Source organism: Paenibacillus sp. RUD330 (assembly GCF_002243345.2).
Taxonomy (GTDB): domain Bacteria; phylum Bacillota; class Bacilli; order Paenibacillales; family Paenibacillaceae; genus Paenibacillus_O.
The window spans coordinates 2,824,806-2,844,262 of the sequence record NZ_CP022655.2 but is presented as its reverse complement, the minus strand read 5'-3'; the positions used below and the strand labels follow the sequence as shown (position 1 = coordinate 2,844,262).

Here is a 19,457-nt window from a genome sequence, read left to right as displayed (position 1 = left end):
CTCAGGCCGGCATTCCCGGGAAGAGAGAGCGGCGTGAACAAAATGAACAAAACGCCCGAAACGAATTCAATTCGTTTTATGTCCTTAACGTGGTTGGGCATGCAGGCGGATGGTATTATGAAAGCGCTTTATAAGATGGGGAAATGAGATCGATCAGCTAAACTATACTACATGCAAAGGGGTTTTTGAAATGAATAAAAGACTGCTGAAGACAGCGGCTGTCCTGACTCCGCTGCTCGTCCTGAGCTTAGGGCTTGCAGCTTGCGGCGATGGAGGAGGCGGAAGCTCCGCAAGCTATCCGTCCAGGTCGCTGACGCTGGTCGCACCGTCGGGAGCCGGCGGAGGATGGGACATGACCGCACGCACCATTTCCAAGGTGCTGACCGAAAGCAAGGCCGTCACGAAAGCGATTACGGTCGAGAACAAGCCCGGCGGCGGCGGCGCCGTATTCATGGCCGAATATGCGACGAAAGACAAGAAGGACGATTACAAGCTGTTCGTCAATTCGCCTCCGATTCTGATCAACAACTTGAAGAAGGAAGGCAATTCGCCTTACGGTTACGCGGATACGACGCCGCTGGCGCAGCTGACCAAAGACTACGGGGCCATCGCCGTCGCGGCCGACTCCAAATACGGCGATCTGAAAACCCTGCTGGACGACATCAAGAAGGATCCGACCGCATTCACGGTGGCGGGCGGCTCGGCGCCGGGCTCCATGGATCATCTGGTCTCGATTCTCCCGGCCTACAAATATGGAATCGATCCCAAAACGATCAAATATGTCTCCTACGACGGAGGAGGGGAAGCGCTGACCGCCCTGCTGGGCGGCAATGCGGACGTGCTCGGCACCGATGCCTCTTCCCTGGACCAGTATGTGAAGTCCGGCAAGATCAAAGTGCTGGCGGTCGCGGCGCCGGAGCGGCTGGACAATCTGAAGGATGTGCCGACGATGAAGGAGCAGGGCATCGATGCCGAGTTCCTGATCTGGCGCGGCATTTTCGGACCGAAGGAAATGAGCGAGGGGGCGAAGGCCTTCTGGGACGAAGCGCTTGCCAAAATGAAGGATTCGCCGGAGTGGGCGGCCGAAATGAAGGCGAACAACTGGCAGACGGACTACCGGAACTCGGATGACTTCAAGACGTTCCTGGAAGACCAGAACAAGCAGCTGCACGATATGCTGGCAGCGCTCGGCATGCAAAAATAAAGCTTTTCGAACCGCGGCTATCCGCCCGGAGAAAGGAGGAATCCCGGTGAACCACAGCTTTGACCGATATGCAGGCATCGTGTTCGGCGCCATCGGCATCTTTTTCATGGCAGGCAGCAGCACCATCTCCTCCAGCGCTTACGGCAGCAGCATCGGAGCCAACATCTTTCCGCTTTTCCTGGGGGGATGCCTCCTGCTGCTCAGCGCCAAGCTGATCTATGACACGTTCCGCAAGGAGCGGGCCTCATCGGCAAAAGCTCCTCTGGACTACAAGCGCTTCGGCATCATATTCATCGCGGCGGTCCTATACGCCCTGCTGCTGGAAAGCGTGGGATTCGTCATCACGACCTTCCTGTTCCTGCTGACCGGGTTCCAGACGATGCAGAAGGGTCGCCTGGCCGCCTCGATCCTGATTGCAGCCTGCTTTTCATTCGGCATCTACTATCTCTATGTCCATGTGCTCGACGGATCCCTTCCGGGTTTTCCGGCATGGCTGGGCTTATCCTAAGGGGGCGGCAACATGAGCACGATCGATTATTTGCTTCACGGGCTTGCTACGGCCATGCAATGGCATAATCTTCTCTTCGTCTTCTTCGGCGTGCTGATCGGCACCGTCGTCGGAGTGCTGCCCGGCATCGGTCCGATGAGCGGCGTGGCGCTGCTCATTCCGATCACGGCGACGATGACGTCGGGATTGTCTCCCGAAGAGGCGGCGACAAGCTCCATCATTCTGCTGGCGGGCGTCTATTACGGCGCGATGTACGGAGGCTCGACGACTTCCATCCTGCTGAACACGCCGGGAGAATCGTCGTCGGTCGTCACGACGCTCGACGGCTACCAGATGGCGAAGCAGGGCAGGGCGGGTGCGGCGCTTGCGATCGCGGCCATCGGATCCTTCGCGGCGGGAATCATATCCCTGATCGGCCTCATTTTTCTGGCGCGCCCGCTGTCTGCCGTCGCGATCAAGTTCGGTCCGGCGGAATACTTCTCGCTGATGATTCTCGGCTTGCTGGCGATCAGCGGCCTGGCCGGCAAGTCGATGCTCAAATCCTTGATCATGACCGCATTCGGCCTGCTTCTGGCGACGATCGGCATCGACAGCGTGTCGGGAGTGGAACGGTTCACCTTCGGCGTGCCGGAGCTCTATCAAGGCCTTGAGTTCCTGACCGTTGCCGTCGGCTTGTTCGCTGTCGGCGAGGTGTTCAAGACGATACTGGAGAAGGACAGCAATGAAGGGGAAATGGCGAAGATCAACCGCATCCTGCCGACGAAGCAGGACATGAAGGACAGCGCCGCTCCGATCGCCCGCGGCTCCGTGCTCGGCTTTTTCATCGGGCTGCTTCCCGGAGCGGGAGCGATTCTCGCTTCCTTCTTCGCTTATATCATGGAAAAGAAGATCAGCAAAAATCCCGAGCAGTTCGGCAAAGGCGCGATCGCCGGCGTCGCGGCGCCGGAATCGGCCAACAACGCCGCATCAGGCGGAGCGATGATCCCGCTGCTCAGCCTCGGCATCCCATCCTCCGGCACGACGGCGATTCTCATGGGCGCCTTCATCATGTACAACGTCCAGCCCGGTCCCTTGCTGTTCCAGGATCATCCGCAGCTCGCCTGGGGAGTCATCGCCAGCATGTTCGTCGGGAATCTGATGCTGCTCATCCTCAATCTGCCGCTTGTCCGCATCTTCGCCAAGGTCATCCAGACGCCGGCGAAGTATCTGATTCCCTTGATCATCGTCTTTTCCGTATTCGGAGTCTACGCAGTGCAATATTCCACCTTCGACCTGCTGCTCATCATGGGATGCGGCCTGGCCGGATATTTCCTCGCCAAGAACGATTATCCGCTGGCGCCGCTCGTGCTCGGCCTCATTCTCGGACCGATGATGGAGAACAACATGCGCCGGGCGCTGACGATATCCAACGGGAATTTCATGATCTTCCTGGAAAAGCCGGTATCGCTGCTGTTCCTGTTCATCGGACTGCTGTGGGTGACCATTCCGCTCGTACTGAAGCTGAAGGGACGGAAGGTGCTGATCAACGAAGAAGCCTGACACGGAAGGAATGGAGGGCAAAGAGAGCTGATCGACGATCAGCTCTCTTTCAGTTGTTCCGGAGCCATCCTATATTTCGGTGCCGAATCCAGGCCGAGGAAGCGGCAACGGCCATAGAGGATGGGTCGATTTTCGAAACGCGTGGGTCATGCCGGATCATCCGCAGCTCGGACCGCAATGAATCCATGGCATAAACTATTTATGATGTTAAAATACATGGACATTAATTGCATCGAATTATCATCATGTCCATAAAGGATTGTCGACAGGATTTCAATAGGAAATCATTCGGAGGATGAGTTCAGGAACTCAGGAACTCAGGAACTCAGGAACTCAGGAACTCAGGAACTCAGGAACTCAGGAACTCGGGAAGCCCAAAAAAGGCCGTTCCGGCATCAATCGCCCGGAACGGCCTTTTTATCAGGCAGGAGTGCATGATCGCGTGGAATTCATTGGAATGCATATCCGGCATAACGGATCGCATTGCGCTGGGCAGCCCACACATCCGAGCTTTCACCGCCCATATACCAGTAGGCGAATCCGGCAGCGCCGCTCTGAAGGGCCAGGCTCATTTTGGCCGACAAGGACCGGCTGTCTTCAAGCCAGATCTGGTGGCGCACGGCGCCGATAGAATAACTCGTGCCGTATGTCGATGAGCCGGAGCTCCAAGCCGGACGCAGGCCGAGCGATTGGACGATGCCGTTCTGCTGGGGAAGGCTGAGATCGGCCGATGCCACGATGCCGCTCGCGCCAGTGCTCCAATCCCTCGTATAAAACGGCAGGCCGAGAATCGTCTTGGCGGCCGGCACATCGCCCTGCAGCTTGCCAAGCCCTCTGGCCACCCAGGGAAGGGAAGCGACGGCTCCTGCATTCTGGCCCCCGCTCCAATGCTCGTCATATCCCATCAGCACGATGTAATCTGCGCTTGAACCCAAGGCGGCATAATCGAACGCTTCGGTCCAATCGCTGCTTGTATCCGGAGACACGCTTACGGACAGCACGTCGCCGACGGCATGAAGAGCCTTCGCCAGCTCGGTGACGAACAGCGTCAAGCTCTGCCGGTCTTCGGGAGCGACATTCTCGAAGTCCAGGTTGATGCCGTCCGCTCCGCTCGCGCGGATGCTGGCGGCGAGTTGCTTGACGGCGGCCGAGCGGCTCGCCGGCTGGCTCAGCAGGGTATGCGTATCCTCCTGCCTGGATCGGTTGCCGACCATGACCCATACTTTCTTGCCTTTGGAATGGGCCCATTGGACGAGCTTGGCATCGGAGGCATCGGAGGATAAGCCCTGCGGACCGACGAACAGCCATCGGGGCGACAGCGTGTTGATTCCGCTGGACAATGCCTGCTGCTTGAACTGTTCCGTCGTGGAGCCGTACTGCCAGCCCATCTGGACGGGTGCTGCGGGCACGGCCTCGAACTGCTGCGACCATACCGCATGGCTTCGGATGCGGTCCAGCAGCACAGCGGCTTCCGCCCGGCTGATCGCCGCCTTGGGACGGAAGTAGCCCTCATCTCCGGCCATCAGCGACAGCCGGTTCATCTCCAGTACGGATGCTTCCGCCCACGGGGAGATCCGCTCTTGATCCCGGTAGACGGTTTGGCCGCTGACGGGAGCGCCCCGCTTCAAGGCGCGCAGCAGCATGACGGCGGCTTCCTCGCGGGTGACGCTTGCCGAAGGCTCGAACCGGTCGGCGGAACGTCCGCCGATCCAGCCAAGATTGACCGCGGCCTGGATCATGGGATAGAAGGCAGAGGAGCGGGGCAAGTCGCGGAATGCGGGAATGGCGGCCTGAACCGGCTCGAGGCCAAGCGTTCTTGCGATCAGGGTCGCAAGCTCGGCTCTGGTGACGCTTCGCGCTGGAGAATAGCGGTCGGCAGAAGTGCCGGACACGATTCCGAGCTCGGCCAGGCGCAGGATGGCGCTCTCCGCATAGCTGCCGGAGATGTCCTTGAACGCCGGAGAGGCGGCAGCGGCTTGGGCGGAAGGAAAGAGCGGCGCCGTCATGGCCGCTCCCAGCAGGAGGAAGGCTCCTTTCCGGGCTAATCGTCGAATATGTAGGCTCATCATCGGTCTTCAACTCTCTTTCGGGCGGTCTATCACCCATCGTAAACAAAAAGAGAGAGCAGCCCCATGCTTAAATATTGGTAAGGAAACAGGGGCGGATTTGCCGTAAACAGGTTGACAGAGTATGATAGAAGCACGATTGGAGTGAAGGAAGCATGAGCAAATCCAAAGGCGGAGGCACCGGGCGGGGTACGGGCAAGAAGGGCTGGAACCGCTGGCAGGCCGGCGCCAAGCGCGCCGCAAGCAAACCGAAGCCCTATGTGAGCAAAGGCTTGCAGAAAAAAGCGGAAGAGGCCAAGACCGCTCGTCTCGCCGCCAAAGCCGAAGCAAACAATCCCGGCAGCAGCTAAGCGCAGCCTCAGCATTTCGGAAGCATTTCGAAAAAAGCTGGGGTTTTTCTTTTGCCCGCCAGCCGGTCCGGAAAGGAAGGATCCAAATGGAAGCCAACGTATGCTGTCCTTGGTGCGGAAACGGCATGCTGCTTGAACAGCGTGTATGCCCATCATGCCTCCACGAGGTGCTGCCTCAGCATTTGGAAGGCATTGTAGAAGACGGAGTGCCGGAGCCGGAATTCCACTCGGCCGATGCGGGCTTGTTGTCCGCAGAAGATTCGGAAGACATGGCGAATGGCAGCGGGGCCGCCCATGCAGGCATGCTGTCCGTGGAAGAGATCGAAAGCATGACGCTTGAGGAGCTGCTGGCTGCAAGCTTCCGATGCGGCCGCTGCGGCAGCCGCGATTGCTCCGTCAATGAAGCGGCGATGAACGGGACAGGGCTGAGCAGGCTGTTCGACCTCGATTACATCCACCTGATGCATGCCAGCTGCGAGGAGTGCGGGAAGGTCGAGTGGTACGACTCCGACGTGCTGAGAAGAAAATCGCCGGCGGAGATGTCGAGCCTGCTCGCCAAGCTGTTTCCGGCAAGAACGAAGGAGGGGCGGGAATGAACCGGCGGAGATTTCAGGATTACGGCTTGAAGGTCGGCCGCATGAGAACGGGACCTCTCAACAGCATCGAGGACGTTCCGGGAGTGAGTGCGGCCCATGTGACGCTGCGCTCGGACGGCGGCGGGCAGCCGGTCGTGCGGACGGGCGTCACCGCGATTTTGCCGCATCAGGGGAATCTGTTCCGGGAGAAGGCTGCTGCGGCATCCTATGTCGTCAACGGCTTCGGCAAAACGGCCGGACTCGTCCAGGTCGACGAGCTCGGCACGCTGGAGGGGCCGGTCATGCTGACCAATACGTTCGGCGTGCCCGCCGCGGCCGAAGGCGCGCTGCGCCACATGATGGAGCATGACGAAGGAATCGGCGGGGATGCCGGCTCCATCAATATCGTAACGGGCGAATGCAACGACAGCTACTTGAACGACATGCGCGGCCTGCATGTCCGGCCGGAGCATGCGATGGAAGCGATCCGTCTGGCCAAGAAAGCCTGGGAGGAGGGGAGACCGGTCGGAGAAGGCGCCGTAGGCGCCGGCACCGGCATGGTGTGCTTCGGCTGGAAGGGAGGAATCGGGACCTCTTCGCGGGCGGTCGTTGCGGCGGGGCGGCAGTACCATATCGGCGTCCTCGTCTTGACCAACTTCGGCAGCGGCAGCGACCTTTCCATTCTGGGCGAGCCGATCGGACAGCTGCTGGCCAGGAACGAGGCCGACGAGCGCAAGGAAGACGGCTCCGTCATCATCGTGGTTGCGACCGATCTGCCGCTCGATTCGCGGCAGCTGAAGCGGGTGGCGAAGCGTGCCGCCTTCGGGCTTGGACGGACCGGCTCGATCGCCCACCACGGCAGCGGCGATATCGTCATCGCCTTCAGCAACGGCATGCTGACGCCCCATGATCCGGAGCAGGACCTGCTTGCCGTCCAAGCTGTCCGCGAAGACGGTCCGCTCATCTCCGAGTGCTTCCGTGCCGCAGCGGATGCGACGGAGGAAGCGGTCTACAACTCCTTGTTCGCGGGGACGGATGTCAGCGGAAGATCGGGAAGAGAGGTCCATGCGTTCCCCGTCGAAAGGGTGCTCGATCGGCTGACGCAGCGCAGCGGCTTCCGAGCTTGACCGCTTGGCCAATAGCTTGTGGCACAACGAAAAAGGACAGGCTGACGAAGCCGTCCTTTTTTGCTGTCCGAGCAAGGTTGCGCGAGAAGATTGGCTTTCGTTTGTTCGGTTGTCGGACCCGGAAGCAGGAAGCACTCCGATAATCGTCCTGCTCGAGGACACCGAAAAGCGAAGAAGCGGGCTGAAAAGGACATATGTCCTTTTCAAATGCATCCCTGATAGCGTGTAATGGGGGAGTAAGCCACGAGCACAAGAGGGGAAGATAGAGATGAAGGGTATTCTGTTCGCCGCAGCAGCGGGCATGTTCATTACGCTGCAAGGAGTAGCCAACTCGAGAATCGGCGCTGCGATCGGCACCTGGCAGGCGGCTGCGCTGACGCAGCTGACGGGCTTCATCGCGGCGCTGCTCCTGCTCGGCCTTTTCCGCCGTTCGGCAGGCACTGGACTCCGCGGGGTGAAACCGCTCTACTTGACCGGAGGAGCGATGGGAGCGGTCATCGTATTCAGCAATGTGCAGGCGATCCATGCCATCGGAATCACGATTACCGTAGCCGTGCTGCTCATCGCGCAGCTCAGCCTGACCTTCCTTATCGACGGCAGAGGATGGTTCGGCGTCGTGAAGCAGACGATGAGCCTGCCCCAATTTCTCGGCATTGCCATGATGATCGCCGGCGTCCTCATCCTGAGGGTATAATGAAAGGACAATGCGACGATGGAAGGCAGGAAGGACTACGGAATGAAGCATGAACATCACGACCGGCAGCTGCTGGATGAATACTTGAAGCTTCACGGCCTCGAGGCCGTCTTCGGCAAGCCGCTGCTGCCGCATCTCACCTTGCGCCGGTTCGAACAAGGCCAGCTGATCTGCAGCCAGGGAGATGCCGCCGACAGCGTATATGTGCTGGTCAAGGGGAAGGTGAAGATCTTCACGACCTCGGAAGAGGGGAAATCGCTCATTCTTTCCTTCAAGACGCCGCTGGAGGTGATCGGAGATCTCGAGTATGTGCAGAAGGCGGATTTCCTGAATACGGTCGAGGCGGTGTCGCCCGTCGCCATGATCGGCATCCATCACCGCTGGCTTGCCCTGCATGGAGACGATCATCCGCCGTTTCTGAGGTTCCTGCTCGATATCATTACCAAAAAATTTTATGCCAAGTCGAATTCCTTGAGCTTCAATCTGATGTATCCGGTGGAGATCAGGCTTGCCAGCTATCTGCTCTCGGTATCGTACGACGAGACCGATCCGTTGTTCCACGGGGAGCTTCGGGCTTCGATGCTGAAGGATGCCGCCAATCTGATCGGAACGAGCTACCGGCATGTGAACCGGGTATTGAAGCAGTTTGCCGCGGATGGGTGCATCCAGCGCTCCAAGGGTCTGATCTCGATTGTGGATCGAGGGAAGCTCGAGGCTCTCGCCAGCCGCAACTTGTATGAAAGGAGCTGATTCAAGATGATGACGGGAATCGCTTTGTCGATTTTGGCCGGCTGCCTGCTCAGCCTGCAAAACATTTTCAACAGCAAAGTCAGCGAAAAAACCGGCACCTGGGTGACGACGGCGCTTGTACTCGGCCTCGGCTTCGCGGCTTCCTTGACGCTGGGCCTGCTGTCGCAGGGAACAAGGATGTTCCATCTTGGAAATATGGAAACCTGGTTCGCCTTCAGCGGCCTGCTCGGAGTCGGCGTCGTCGTCTGCATGGTTCAGGGAATCAAGCTTCTGGGGCCGACCTACGGCGTTCTCGTCGCTCTCAGCTCCCAGCTGATTCTGGCGCTCATGCTGGATTCGCTCGGCTGGCTCGGCCTGGAAAAGGTGGATTTCACGATGAAGCAGCTCATCGGCGTGCTTGTCGTCATCGGAGGAGCCGCCGTATTCAAGCTGTCGGGCAACAAACGGAACGTTCGCGGCGGCGTTCGTGAACCCGCTGAAATGGAGGGCTGAAATTGAAAGCATACAAAACGCTGCTTTTTGATGTGGACGACACCTTGCTCGATTTCGGCGCCGCCGAAAGGATGGCTCTGGGCCTCTTATGCTCCCAGCACGGCCTTGCGCTCGATGAAGAGCTTCATTTCCGCTACAAGGAAATCAACGGCGGCTTGTGGAGGGCATTCGAAGAAGGAAAGCTCACCCGGGATGAAGTCGTGAACACGCGTTACTCGCTGCTGTTCAAGGAATATGGCCGGGAAGTGGACGGTGTCGCTGTGGAAGCGCAGTACCGCAAGCTTCTGGAGCAAGGCCATGACGAGATCAAGGGCGCTTTGGCCTTGATCACCGCCCTTGAGCCCCGGTACGACCTGTTCATCGTCACGAACGGAGTTTCTGCGACCCAGCACAGGCGGCTGCAGGCCTCGGGGCTGTTCCCGATGTTCCGCAACGTCTTCGTCTCCGAAGACACCGGGTTCCAGAAGCCGATGAAGGCTTTTTTCGATTATGTGTTCGAGCGCATTCCCGGCTTCGTTCCGGACGAGGCCTTGATCATCGGAGATTCGCTCAGCGCGGACATCAAGGGAGGGCAGAACGCCGGTCTGGATACTTGCTGGTTCAATCCGGAAGGCAAGCCGGCCGGCTCCGGCATCGTGCCGACTTACGATATCCGCCAGCTGGATGAGCTGTATGTGCTGCTCGGACTGGACAAGCCGTTCTGAAGCTCCGCAGCCGTCTCCTAGCCGAATGGGGCATTGCCCCGGCCGCCTGCTATCGCCTATACTGGTTTTAGAGGGAGGCTGGTAGGGATGGCAAATCACTTTGCCGGGAATAGCTCCACCCATGCAGAGCCTGTTTAAGGGGCGATTCTTTGCATGGGGCTATTGAAGAAGGAACGGAACCAATCGCCCGATCGATCGTTTCCATAAATGGGCTTTGCACCTTATTTGCTTGAATCCAAAAAATAAGGGGCTGAAAAGCGATGGGCCAACCATTTATTCGAAACCATGAATTCAATCTTATTCAAAAACAAGTCAAGCATCTGCAACATACTTGTACGACCGCAGCCGATCCGAAGGTGGTGGAGTCGGTGCGGATGAGCGTGCACGCCGTGCTGGAGGAAGCTTTCCAGGCTGCCGATCCCGATCAGCGCCTGCTGGTGCTTGGATTGGCGGAGCTGAGCTCTCCGCAGCAATTCGCAAAAGGCATGGAGGCGCTTGAGCCTTGCCGCTCGAGTTTTCCCGCCGTTACGGAAGGACAGCTGAAAAAGCTGTTCCCAAAAGCGAAAAAGCTGAAGGTGCCCGATCTCGACAAGATCGATTTCCGAAAAGTCACGTATCTCGGATGGACGGATATCGGCAGCGGCAAGATGTTCCTCGTGCATGAGCTCGACGGCAAGACGGCGGGAATCGAAGGCAGGTTCTCGCCTGCAGGCACGAAAAAGAATACCTGCTTCCTATGCCGGAGCCACGGCGAGGTCGCGCTGTTCACGGCGGTGACCAAGCATCGGCCGCTGCACGCCTCGCCCGATTATTACAAGGCCATCGGCAATTATATGTGCCTGAGCAGCGACAGCTGCAACGCCCGGCTGACGGATCCGGCTGCGCTGGACCAGTTTTTCCGGGATGTGCTGACCAAATAATCCTCCGCCCGCAGGGCATGTCCCTGCGGGTTTTCTGCTTGGCGCAGATCAGGATGGGAAAAAGGAAGTGGACTCATGTTCATCCGCGAGCTTGAAGAGCGCGACAATGCCGCCATGGCATCGATCATCCGCCAATGCCTGATCGAGTTCGGAGGGAACCGGGAAGGACTGGCCTGGGCCGACAAGAGCTTGGACAATCTGAGCGTTTATTACGATGTCCCGGGGCGAAAGTATTGGGTCATCGAGAAGGACGGCATCATCGAAGGGGGATGCGGAATCGCTCCATTCGCGGATTCTAGCGAGGTGTGCGAGCTGCAGAAGATGTATCTGCTGCCCGGCGCAAGAGGCTCCGGCATGGCGGCGAAGCTCATGGAGGCCGCGCTGGACTTCGCAGGCATCCATTATGAACGCTGTTATCTCGAGACGCTGACCTCGATGAAGGCGGCCGCGCGATTTTATGAAAAGCATGGCTTCGCCGGATTGAATGCGCCTCTCGCAGGCTCGGAGCATTATGCCTGCGACGCTTGGTACATAAAGGAATTGAAGCCCATGGAGCCGTAATGTCCCTTCCTTTCGCAAGGAATCGGGAAGGAAGCATGCGTTGAAACCGAAAAGGGGCTGTCCCTGGAGTCATGAAAATGACTACGGGCAGCCCCTTTTGTTATGCATGCCTCTCTTACGGCTGGATTTCGATGGAGCTGCGGCTCTTCCTCATCTCCATGCCGGCAAAAAACGCGAGGCTGACGAACGTAACGATCGCGCAATAGAGGAATACGGACTTCATCCCTGCGGCTTCGCTGGCGAAGCCGCCGACATAGCTGCCGATGATCCGGGCCGCGCCGAGATTGAGCAGAGCGTTCAGCGTCTGTCCGCTCGCGCGCAGCTCCTGCGGCACTTCCTTGTTGATGAAGACGGACATCGTCACCGAGACGACGATGAAGATCATGCCGTGCAGAATCTGCACGGGCAGAATGGCGTAGGGATTATCGATCATCCCGAACAGCAGCCAGCGGGCGGCTGCTGCGCCCGATGCAGCAAGCAGAATGGAAGATATGCTGAACCGGCTGAACAGCCGGGACGACAGAAGCAGGAACGGCACCTCGCTCAGCGCCGAGATGACCATCGACCAGCCGAGCAAGCCGTTGTCTGCGCCGAGCTCCTTGTAGTACAAGGGGAAGAACGCATAATAGTAGCCCAGCGTGACGTTGACCGCGAAGCAGATGCCGAGGTAAAGCACGAGCTTGCGGTTTTTGAACAGCTCCCAGATCCTCATCCGCCGGCCGGCGAACTGATGGCCTCCGATCGTCGGATAGCGGAGCAGCAAAAGCAGGGAGACCAGCATGACGGCCGCATAAACCGGGAACATGCTGTCGACATGCGACTTGGCGTAAGATCCAAAGACGATCGACATCAGCGCGAAGCCGAGCGTTCCTCCGAGCCGGATGATGCCGTAGCTGGAAGCCTGGCTGCCGAGCGCCTCGAGCGTGATGGCATCTCCGATAGCCCCGGTCGACGTCTGGAACAAGGTGAAGACGCCGATCAGGATCATCAGGTAGACGAAGGAATCCGACAGCGGGTACAGCAGCATCGAGACGCCGCTGCCGATGAGCAGAATCTGCAGCACCCGGTTTTTGGTGCGGGACTTGTCGCTGACCGCCCCCCACATCGGCTGCGCCAGTACGGCGATGAACGGACCGATGCTGAGCAGGGTGCCGATCTGGGAGGCCGAGAAGCCCTTGTCCTGGAAATAGACCGGAATGAAGGTGCTGTAGAGAGCGTTCCCCATGAAAAGAATGAAGTAAAACGAGAAGAACAGCGCGACGGACCGGTTCATGTCACGATTCCTTGACGTACGTTCTCCATGCATGCTTAGGCTGCCAGCCGAGGAGCCTCTTCGCCTTGGCATTGCTGAACAGCGTCTCATGGCCGTCGAGCGGGTGGCGGATATCCTTCACAGCCGGATACCGGGCAGCAAGCAGCTCCCGGCTCGGAATGGCGCTGCTCGTATCGTCTGCCGCCAGATTGAGCGCCACCGAGCCCAACCCGTCCGTCTCGATGGCGAGGCGGCAGGCTTCGGCGATGTCCCGGGCATCGATATAGCTCCACATGATCGTCTCGCGCTGCTCCGGATCATGGATGAAGGAAGGGAAATCGGCGTAGCGCTCCGGAATGATGACGTTGCCGATCCGCATGGATACGACTTGCATCCCGGTGCGCCGGTGGAACATGTCGGCCGTCTGCTCGTTGACGACCTTGGAGAGGCCGTAGCTGTCCTGCGGCAGCTGCGGATGATCCTCGTCGATCGGCACATAGGCCGGTTCGAGCCTGTTGACGGCGAATACGATGCCGTAGGAGGACTCGCTGGAGGCGATGACCGCCTTGGCGATGCCGAGTCCGGCAGCCGCTTCCAGAACGTTGTAGGTCGATACGACGTTGTTCTCGAAGGTGACTTCGGCCGTCCGGATATGGGCGGCCGGGATCGCGGCCAGATGCACGACGGCATCGGCTCCGGCCAGAACGCTGTACACCTCGCCAAGATTGGTGAGATCCGCGATCAGGGTAGGGCAGATATGTTCCTTGGGACGGACCGCATCGACGTTGAGCACCTCGTAGCCTTGATCGACAAAATGCCGCAGCACATGCTGACCCAGCATTCCGCTGCCACCGGTAATGACCACTTTCGGCATGATGATACCTCCTGGAATGATGACACTGAATTATAGGCTGAAACGCTTGCAAAAGCTTGTCTTCATTATAGGCACTGAAGGCGGATTCCGGTAGTAGTGAAGAAGTTTTACGTTAAGTATCTCCGGTATACGTACTATACTTTTTTATAGCGGGTCCATCCTGGACATCGGATTTAAGAAAAACCTTATCTTTTGACGAGCATGGCTTAAGCTTTCACTCTTATGCTTATCGGACAACCGAAGACGGAGGAGAAGCTCATGATCATGACGACACGAAAAAGAGCGCCGATGCTCTTGCTGCTTGCTGTCTATGCGTACGTTCTGGTCAAAATCATCCTGTTCAAATACGGTCCGGTCGATCTCCGGTTATTGGGGGAGCAGCTGATGCATATCCCGGAGCGGGCGGAATCGATTCGAAGCCGTTTCATGCTGACGGCGAACCTGAAGCCTTTCGAATCCATCCGTCAAAATCTGCAGCATCTTCAAAGCAGCCATCAATTCGTGAATTTTGCCGGGAACATCGCGATCTTCATGCCGCTCGGCGGGTTCGTCCGTCAGGGAACGAGGCTTAATGCTCTGGGGGCCGCGGTCGCTGCGGCTGTGGCAAGCTTGATGCTGGAAAGCTCTCAGGCCCTGTTCATGATGGGAACCTTCGATGTGGACGACATCATCCTGAACGGTTTTGGAGGCCTGCTCGGCTACGCGGTATGGGCAGCGGTTGCTTCGCTCGGACGGAAGGGGCCTGCCGGGAAATCGGCGCTGGCCGATCCGGAAGGCAGCGCCGGCTGAATTCGCGGACAGGGACAGGTACCTGAAGGTGCTTGAGTGACCTTGAAGTGCGGACTTACGGCATCGTTCGAAAAGCTCCATAATCGGCTTATGACAAGTCAAGGAGCTGAACGAAATTGAAGGAAAGCCAGGACAGCAAACGCAAGGTCGCTCTGGTAACAGGAGCTTCTGGAGTAATCGGACGGAACCTGATCGATCATCTGGCATCCCTGCCGGACTGGGAAGCGATCGGAGTGTCGCGCAGGGGCGGCGAACCGTCGCCCCGTCTCCGCTATGTAGCCGCAGACCTGCTCGACCCCGCCGATTCAAGGGAGAAGCTCGGCGGCCTGAGCGAGGTGACGCATGTCTTTCATGCCGCCTATCAGGACCGGCCGACATGGTCGGAGCTGGTGGAGCCCAATGTGGCGATGCTGGTCAACACGGTCGATGCCGTCGAAGCGGCCGCTCCCGGCCTCCGCCATGTCAGCCTCATGCAGGGCTACAAAGTCTATGGAGCCCATCTTGGACCGTTCAAGACGCCGGCCAAAGAAACCGACGCCTACCATATGCCGCCTGAATTCAATGTGGATCAGCAGCAGTTCCTGGAGGAGCGCCAGATCGGAAAGCCATGGACATGGTCGGCCATGCGGCCGTCCGTCGTCACGGGGTTCGCCCTCGGCAATCCGATGAATCTGGCCATGGTCATCGCCGTTTATGCCTCCATATCCAAGGAACTGGGCATCCCGCTGCGGTTTCCCGGCAAGCCTGGCGCATACGGCAGCCTGCTCGAGATGACCGATGCCGGCCTGCTTGCCCGCGCGACCGTATGGGCGGCGACGGATGCGGGCTGCGCCAATCAAGCTTTCAACATCGCCAATGGAGACCTGTTCCGTTGGGACGACATGTGGCCGCGCATCGCTTCCTATTTCGAGATGGAGGCCGCTCCTCCGCTCCCGATGTCACTGTCGACGGTCATGGCGGACAAGGAGCCGCTCTGGAACCGGATGAGGGAGAAGTACGGCCTGGAGCCGCATCGCTACGAGGAGGTGTCGTCCTGGGGATTCGGAGATTTCGTGTTCTCCTGGGACTATGACTTTTTTGCGGACAGCTCCAAGGCCAGACGCTTCGGCTTTCATGAATTCGTCGATACCGAGAAGCGGTTCCAGGAGATCTTTGATGAGTTGCGCCTTCGCCGGATCATTCCATGATTTTTGTTCTTCCACAAAAAACCGTGCCGAGGCACGGTTTTTTTGTGGATCATAAGCCGCCGTCGTCGTCCTGGCTGTCGGGGGAATGCAGGACGACCGCCGTTTCCCCGTAAGCCTCGCTGATATAGGACTCTCCCCACAGGCACATCGAGTGCAGGAGCGGCTCCAGCGTCCGGCCGAACCCGGTCAGCTCGTATTCCACCCGCGGAGGGATCTCGTCGTAGGAAATCCGTCTCACGATGCCGGCATCCTGAAGCTCCCGCAGCTGCTGGGTCAGCACCTTCTGGGTGATGTCCGGAATGAGCCGGAGCAGCTGGCCGTTCCGTTTCATTCCGAAGGTGAGATGAAACAGGATGACGGGCTTCCACTTTCCGCCGATCGCTTCAAGCGCGGCCTCGACAGCCGTTCGGAAGATTTTGGGTTCTTGACGATTCATAACGGTCACCTGCGCTTCGAGGAATGGATATGCCTTCATGCTAACAAAGCTCGCGGGGAAGGACAATAGCCGGAAGCTCCGGCCCGGAAAAGGAAGGGGATACCATTTCCGATGCCGGAGCGGTCCCGCACCCGAAATCGAGTGACCGAAATAATGGGAATTTACTTTTATGGAGATAGGTTCATAATAAAATAGCATCCGTTATTAGTTTCCATTTTTTCGAGAGGGAGGTGCGAATGGCCTGAAGGGCGAACAAATGAATCCTTTTGAAAGCGCTTCATAATGGAATGGAAGAGGAGGAAATGACATGAAAGCAAAAACGAGAATGAGAACGATTGCGATGCTTGCGATGGCCGCCGTTCTTCTGATCAGCCTGGGAGGTGTCCGTATGCCTTCAGCCCAAGCGGCGCCGACCTGGAACCTGTCCTGGAGCGATGAATTCAACGGAGCTTCCGGCTCCGCGCCGGACGGAAGCAAATGGGGCTATGACATCGGCGGCGGGGGATGGGGCAACAACGAGCTGGAATATTACACGAACAGCCGCAACAACTCCTACCTCGACGGCAGCGGAAATCTGGTCATCAAAGCGATCAAGGAAAATGTCGGCGGCATGTCCTACACTTCCGCCCGGCTGCTGACAAAAGGAAAATTCAACCAGGCTTACGGCAAATTCGAGGCCCGCATCAAGCTCCCTTACGGCCAAGGCATCTGGCCGGCCTTCTGGATGCTCGGCAACAACCTCGATACGGCCGGCTGGCCGGGCAGCGGCGAGCTCGACATCATGGAATACCTGGGCCATGACACCAGCACCGTGTACGGAACGGTGCACGGTCCCGGATACTCCGGGGCCGGCGGCATAAGCAAATCCTACAGGCTGCCGAGCGGCTCGTTCGCAGACGCGTTCCATGTCTTCGGAGTCGAATGGGAGCCGACGCAGATCCGCTGGTACGTAGACGGCAATCTGTATCATACGTTCAACAAGAGTCAGCTCGGAGCGGGCCAGACTTGGGTATTCGACCATCCGTTCTTCATGATCATGAATCTCGCTGTCGGGGGCAACTGGCCGGGCAACCCGAATGCTTCGACGGTATTCCCTCAGACGATGACCGTCGATTATGTCCGTGTCTATACGCAAGGAACGCCGACCTCTTCGCCGATCGAAGCCGGAGCGGTATACAAGCTGATCAACGTCAACAGCAACAAGGCGCTTGACATCTATGCCGCAGGAACTGCGGACGGCACCAATGTCCAGATCTACTCGGACAACGGAACCGGAGCCCAGCGCTGGCAGGCGGTCGCCAACGCGGATGGATCGTTCAAGCTGATCAATCCGGCGAGCGGCAAGGCGCTCGATGTCGCTGGGGCGGGGACAGCCGACGGCACGAATGTGCAGATCGCGAATCAGAACGGCAACAACGCCCAGAATTGGAGAATCGTCGACAACGGGGACGGCAGCTTCAAGGTCATCGGCGTCGGCAGCAACAAGGCTCTGGACGTCTCCTCGTCGGGAACCGCGGACGGAACGAACGTGCAGATCTGGACCGACAACGGCACGGGAGCGCAGAAGTGGCGCTTTGTGAAGGTATAAGCAGGATAAGGAATGCTGAAAAGAACGCCGCGGACCGCGGCGTTCTTTTTTGTCCGTACCTATGAGCTTCATGGAGGATGATGCCGTTTCGGGCGATTACTTGCGGCTGTCTTTCGCGGCTGTTTCATCCAGGTCTTCCGCCGCTGTTTCATCCAAGTCTTCCGCATAGGCTAGAATTCCGCGTTTGAAGTACTGCAAGATGCCATCGTCGGTCGACTCCATCAGATTGGCGATGAGAAGCTCGACGCTCTCCTTGTATTCCCGGGTATTGTAGAGAGCCATGGAGAGGTACGCCTGCAAGGCCCGGTTGCCGGGAAATTCCGCGACTCCCTGGCGCAGGACATGCACAGCCTCGGTATAACGCCCCCAATATCGGTAAGTGCTTCCCAGTCCAAGCAAGCATCGTTCCCGGTCCGGCCCCGAGAGTCCAAGCTCCAGAGCCCTTTCATAATAGGGAATGGCCTCCCGACCCAACCCGGAATTGTCATGGGCGATGCCGCATTGATAATGGACCGCATCCATTTGTCTTCACACTAGCAGATTTCAGTCGTGCCGGACAGGGAACATTCCCCTATAACAGAGTCGGCATTGCCATCTGCCGCGTATTGATGGAAGATACAAGGAGAAGCATCATTCGCCGCAGCTCGCGGCGGCCGAAACGGCCAAAGGAGGAGGCAGGTTCATGGGAGAGATGGACAAATCCCGCATAGACGCATTCATGGAGCAGGAAATCAGGGACGGACATTTGCCGGGAGCCGTGCTTGCCGTAGCCGTCCAGGGACATCCTGTCCTGAGGAAAGCCTACGGCTGCCGGGCCGTCTATCCGCAAAGGGAAGCCATGGAGTGGGACACCGTATTCGATATGGCTTCCTTGACGAAGGTGCTGGCCACACTGCCGGCTATCCTCAAGCTGGCCGGAGAGGGCAGGCTTTCCTTGGACGACACGATAGCCGGCCATATCCGGGGTTATGCAGATAACGCCGAGAATCCCATCACGATCCGCCATCTGCTGACCCATACATCCGGCCTTCGAGCCGGGCTGCCTATGAAGGAAGTCATGGCGATGGGCAGGGAGGAGCTGCTGGATCGCGTTCGGAGCGAACGTCCCTTGAGCGCGCCGGGCGAGGAGGTCGTCTACAGCGATCTCGGCTTCATTCTGCTGCATCTTATCGCGGAGCAGGCTGCCGGGGAGCCGTTCACGTCGTTTTTGGAGAGGGAGATCTACGCTCCTTTGGGGATGAAGGATACAGGATTCCTTCCGCCATTCGATCCTTCCCGATATGCCTCCACGGAATACTCCGAGGAAGCTGGAGCCTACAAGCGCGGTGTCGTCCATGACGAAAAGGCGGAGCGGATGGGAGGAATAAGCGGACACGCGGGACTGTTCTCCACCGCGGAGGATGTGCTGAAATTCGCAGCCATGATCCATGCCGGAGGAAAGCATGAAGGGAGGGAGATCTTGGCGGAATCATGGCTGGCTGAAGCTCGGCGGAACCAGACTCCCTTTGCCGGCGATTTCCGCGGCTTGGGCTGGCAGCTCGTCAATCCCGACAGTCCGAATTCGGCCGGAAGCCTGCTGTCGCAGACGTCCTATGGCCACACCGGCTTTACGGGAACGAGCATTTGGTTCGATCCGGAGCGGGAGCTGCAGATCATCCTGCTGACCAATCGGGTCCACTTCGGCCGCACGGACGCTATTCTGCGCATCCGGCCCCAGCTTCATGATCTGATCTCGTCTGGTTTCTAGAGTGGTGGATTCAAAAAAAACGATTTCGATAGGCCCGATGACACAGGCATCGAGGCCTTTTGTTTGCTTCCAGCGCCATCGTCGGGAAAAAAAC

At 58.4% G+C, this 19,457-nt stretch carries 21 protein-coding genes; 16 read left to right on the top strand and 5 right to left on the bottom strand.

Annotation, left to right across the window (positions count from 1 at the left end; all coding sequences use genetic code 11):
• Window positions 1-190 precede the first annotated feature (190 nt).
• From CIC07_RS12820 to CIC07_RS12810, 3 genes are read left to right on the top strand one after another with little or no spacing between them, the layout of a single operon-like run.
• A complete protein-coding gene (locus CIC07_RS12820; RefSeq protein WP_076355744.1) occupies window positions 191-1,204 on the top strand; it encodes a tripartite tricarboxylate transporter substrate binding protein in 1,014 nt (337 codons plus the stop codon).
• A gap of 46 nt (window positions 1,205-1,250) precedes the next feature.
• Window positions 1,251-1,712, top strand: coding sequence for a tripartite tricarboxylate transporter TctB family protein (locus tag CIC07_RS12815; RefSeq protein ID WP_076355746.1), 462 nt, complete (start codon window positions 1,251-1,253; stop codon window positions 1,710-1,712).
• 12 nt (window positions 1,713-1,724) lie between these two features.
• Window positions 1,725-3,251, top strand: coding sequence for a tripartite tricarboxylate transporter permease (locus tag CIC07_RS12810; protein ID WP_076355748.1), 1,527 nt, complete (start codon window positions 1,725-1,727; stop codon window positions 3,249-3,251).
• 449 nt (window positions 3,252-3,700) lie between these two features.
• Here the strand turns inward: CIC07_RS12810 and CIC07_RS12805 are convergent, their stop codons facing one another.
• A complete protein-coding gene (locus CIC07_RS12805) occupies window positions 3,701-5,257 on the bottom strand; it encodes an S-layer homology domain-containing protein (protein WP_076355750.1) in 1,557 nt (518 codons plus the stop codon).
• 215 nt (window positions 5,258-5,472) lie between these two features.
• Between CIC07_RS12805 and CIC07_RS12800 the strand changes: the two genes are divergently transcribed.
• The 9 genes from CIC07_RS12800 (at window position 5,473) to CIC07_RS12760 (ending at window position 11,490) form a co-directional block, all read left to right on the top strand.
• The gene (locus tag CIC07_RS12800) at window positions 5,473-5,667 is read left to right on the top strand and encodes a DUF3934 family protein (protein WP_021881569.1); all 195 of its coding nucleotides are present in this window, start codon (window positions 5,473-5,475) and stop codon (window positions 5,665-5,667) included.
• 86 nt (window positions 5,668-5,753) lie between these two features.
• Complete coding sequence (locus CIC07_RS25430; RefSeq protein ID WP_083687963.1) at window positions 5,754-6,263, top strand: zinc ribbon domain-containing protein; 510 nt, start codon at window positions 5,754-5,756, stop codon at window positions 6,261-6,263.
• Window positions 6,260-7,369, top strand: coding sequence for a DmpA family aminopeptidase (locus CIC07_RS12790; protein ID WP_076355752.1), 1,110 nt, complete (start codon window positions 6,260-6,262; stop codon window positions 7,367-7,369). Before CIC07_RS25430 ends, CIC07_RS12790 begins: the two co-directional genes overlap by 4 nt.
• A gap of 268 nt (window positions 7,370-7,637) precedes the next feature.
• Window positions 7,638-8,063 carry a DMT family transporter gene (locus tag CIC07_RS12785; protein WP_076355754.1) on the top strand — a complete coding sequence of 142 codons (426 nt, stop codon included), beginning with the start codon at window positions 7,638-7,640 and terminating at the stop codon, window positions 8,061-8,063.
• Window positions 8,064-8,105: 42 nt separating this feature from the next.
• Window positions 8,106-8,813, top strand: a complete 708-nt coding sequence (locus tag CIC07_RS12780) for a Crp/Fnr family transcriptional regulator (protein ID WP_076355756.1) — start codon at window positions 8,106-8,108, stop codon at window positions 8,811-8,813.
• Window positions 8,814-8,819: 6 nt separating this feature from the next.
• A complete protein-coding gene (locus CIC07_RS12775) occupies window positions 8,820-9,305 on the top strand; it encodes a DMT family transporter (RefSeq protein ID WP_076355758.1) in 486 nt (161 codons plus the stop codon).
• A 2-nt stretch (window positions 9,306-9,307) separates the two neighbouring features.
• A complete protein-coding gene (locus CIC07_RS12770; protein ID WP_076355760.1) occupies window positions 9,308-10,009 on the top strand; it encodes a YjjG family noncanonical pyrimidine nucleotidase in 702 nt (233 codons plus the stop codon).
• Between the two features lie 260 nt (window positions 10,010-10,269).
• Entirely contained in the window at window positions 10,270-10,929 is a 660-nt protein-coding gene (locus CIC07_RS12765; RefSeq protein WP_076355762.1) for a FusB/FusC family EF-G-binding protein, read from the top strand.
• Window positions 10,930-11,004: 75 nt separating this feature from the next.
• Window positions 11,005-11,490, top strand: coding sequence for a GNAT family N-acetyltransferase (locus CIC07_RS12760; RefSeq protein ID WP_076355764.1), 486 nt, complete (start codon window positions 11,005-11,007; stop codon window positions 11,488-11,490).
• Between the two features lie 115 nt (window positions 11,491-11,605).
• Here the strand turns inward: CIC07_RS12760 and CIC07_RS12755 are convergent, their stop codons facing one another.
• Both CIC07_RS12755 and CIC07_RS12750 read right to left on the bottom strand, forming a co-directional pair.
• A complete protein-coding gene (locus tag CIC07_RS12755) occupies window positions 11,606-12,763 on the bottom strand; it encodes an MFS transporter (protein WP_076355766.1) in 1,158 nt (385 codons plus the stop codon).
• A gap of 1 nt (window position 12,764) precedes the next feature.
• A complete protein-coding gene (locus CIC07_RS12750; protein WP_076355768.1) occupies window positions 12,765-13,616 on the bottom strand; it encodes an NAD-dependent epimerase/dehydratase family protein in 852 nt (283 codons plus the stop codon).
• 264 nt (window positions 13,617-13,880) lie between these two features.
• On the opposite strand from CIC07_RS12750, the gene CIC07_RS12745 reads away from it, so the two are divergent.
• Together CIC07_RS12745 and CIC07_RS12740 are read left to right on the top strand one after the other, a co-directional pair.
• A complete protein-coding gene (locus tag CIC07_RS12745; protein WP_157741910.1) occupies window positions 13,881-14,405 on the top strand; it encodes a VanZ family protein in 525 nt (174 codons plus the stop codon).
• 116 nt (window positions 14,406-14,521) lie between these two features.
• Window positions 14,522-15,592: an SDR family oxidoreductase gene (locus CIC07_RS12740; protein WP_076355772.1), complete on the top strand. Its 1,071-nt coding sequence runs from the start codon at window positions 14,522-14,524 to the stop codon at window positions 15,590-15,592.
• A 49-nt stretch (window positions 15,593-15,641) separates the two neighbouring features.
• Here the strand turns inward: CIC07_RS12740 and CIC07_RS12735 are convergent, their stop codons facing one another.
• Window positions 15,642-16,028 (bottom strand): winged helix-turn-helix transcriptional regulator, encoded by a 387-nt coding sequence (locus CIC07_RS12735; protein ID WP_076356980.1) that lies wholly within the window; start codon window positions 16,026-16,028, stop codon window positions 15,642-15,644.
• A 307-nt stretch (window positions 16,029-16,335) separates the two neighbouring features.
• On the opposite strand from CIC07_RS12735, the gene CIC07_RS12730 reads away from it, so the two are divergent.
• The gene (locus CIC07_RS12730) at window positions 16,336-17,616 is read left to right on the top strand and encodes a family 16 glycosylhydrolase (protein ID WP_094248041.1); all 1,281 of its coding nucleotides are present in this window, start codon (window positions 16,336-16,338) and stop codon (window positions 17,614-17,616) included.
• A 96-nt stretch (window positions 17,617-17,712) separates the two neighbouring features.
• Here the strand turns inward: CIC07_RS12730 and CIC07_RS12725 are convergent, their stop codons facing one another.
• Window positions 17,713-18,138, bottom strand: a complete 426-nt coding sequence (locus CIC07_RS12725) for a tetratricopeptide repeat protein (protein ID WP_083687966.1) — start codon at window positions 18,136-18,138, stop codon at window positions 17,713-17,715.
• Window positions 18,139-18,298: 160 nt separating this feature from the next.
• On the opposite strand from CIC07_RS12725, the gene CIC07_RS12720 reads away from it, so the two are divergent.
• Window positions 18,299-19,363: a serine hydrolase domain-containing protein gene (locus CIC07_RS12720; protein ID WP_234992910.1), complete on the top strand. Its 1,065-nt coding sequence runs from the start codon at window positions 18,299-18,301 to the stop codon at window positions 19,361-19,363.
• Window positions 19,364-19,457: the final 94 nt, after the last annotated feature.

Excerpts from the sequence above, each read along its gene's own strand:
- CIC07_RS25430 (WP_083687963.1), top strand. The coding sequence starts at position 5,754 with ATGGAAGCCAACGTATGCTGTCCTTGGTGCGGAAACGGCATGCTGCTT.
- CIC07_RS12785 (WP_076355754.1), top strand. The coding sequence starts at position 7,638 with ATGAAGGGTATTCTGTTCGCCGCAGCAGCGGGCATGTTCATTACGCTG.
- CIC07_RS12805 (WP_076355750.1), bottom strand. The coding sequence starts at position 5,257 with ATGACGGCGCCGCTCTTTCCTTCCGCCCAAGCCGCTGCCGCCTCTCCG.
- CIC07_RS12745 (WP_157741910.1), top strand. The coding sequence starts at position 13,881 with ATGACGACACGAAAAAGAGCGCCGATGCTCTTGCTGCTTGCTGTCTAT.
- CIC07_RS12760 (WP_076355764.1), top strand. The coding sequence starts at position 11,005 with ATGTTCATCCGCGAGCTTGAAGAGCGCGACAATGCCGCCATGGCATCG.
- CIC07_RS12820 (WP_076355744.1), top strand. The coding sequence starts at position 191 with ATGAATAAAAGACTGCTGAAGACAGCGGCTGTCCTGACTCCGCTGCTC.
- CIC07_RS12755 (WP_076355766.1), bottom strand. The coding sequence starts at position 12,763 with ATGAACCGGTCCGTCGCGCTGTTCTTCTCGTTTTACTTCATTCTTTTC.
- CIC07_RS12780 (WP_076355756.1), top strand. The coding sequence starts at position 8,106 with ATGAAGCATGAACATCACGACCGGCAGCTGCTGGATGAATACTTGAAG.
- CIC07_RS12720 (WP_234992910.1), top strand. The coding sequence starts at position 18,299 with ATGGGAGAGATGGACAAATCCCGCATAGACGCATTCATGGAGCAGGAA.
- CIC07_RS12790 (WP_076355752.1), top strand. The coding sequence starts at position 6,260 with ATGAACCGGCGGAGATTTCAGGATTACGGCTTGAAGGTCGGCCGCATG.
- CIC07_RS12775 (WP_076355758.1), top strand. The coding sequence starts at position 8,820 with ATGATGACGGGAATCGCTTTGTCGATTTTGGCCGGCTGCCTGCTCAGC.
- CIC07_RS12730 (WP_094248041.1), top strand. The coding sequence starts at position 16,336 with ATGAAAGCAAAAACGAGAATGAGAACGATTGCGATGCTTGCGATGGCC.
- CIC07_RS12765 (WP_076355762.1), top strand. The coding sequence starts at position 10,270 with ATGGGCCAACCATTTATTCGAAACCATGAATTCAATCTTATTCAAAAA.
- CIC07_RS12750 (WP_076355768.1), bottom strand. The coding sequence starts at position 13,616 with ATGCCGAAAGTGGTCATTACCGGTGGCAGCGGAATGCTGGGTCAGCAT.
- CIC07_RS12735 (WP_076356980.1), bottom strand. The coding sequence starts at position 16,028 with ATGAATCGTCAAGAACCCAAAATCTTCCGAACGGCTGTCGAGGCCGCG.
- CIC07_RS12725 (WP_083687966.1), bottom strand. The coding sequence starts at position 18,138 with ATGGATGCGGTCCATTATCAATGCGGCATCGCCCATGACAATTCCGGG.
- CIC07_RS12810 (WP_076355748.1), top strand. The coding sequence starts at position 1,725 with ATGAGCACGATCGATTATTTGCTTCACGGGCTTGCTACGGCCATGCAA.
- CIC07_RS12800 (WP_021881569.1), top strand. The coding sequence starts at position 5,473 with ATGAGCAAATCCAAAGGCGGAGGCACCGGGCGGGGTACGGGCAAGAAG.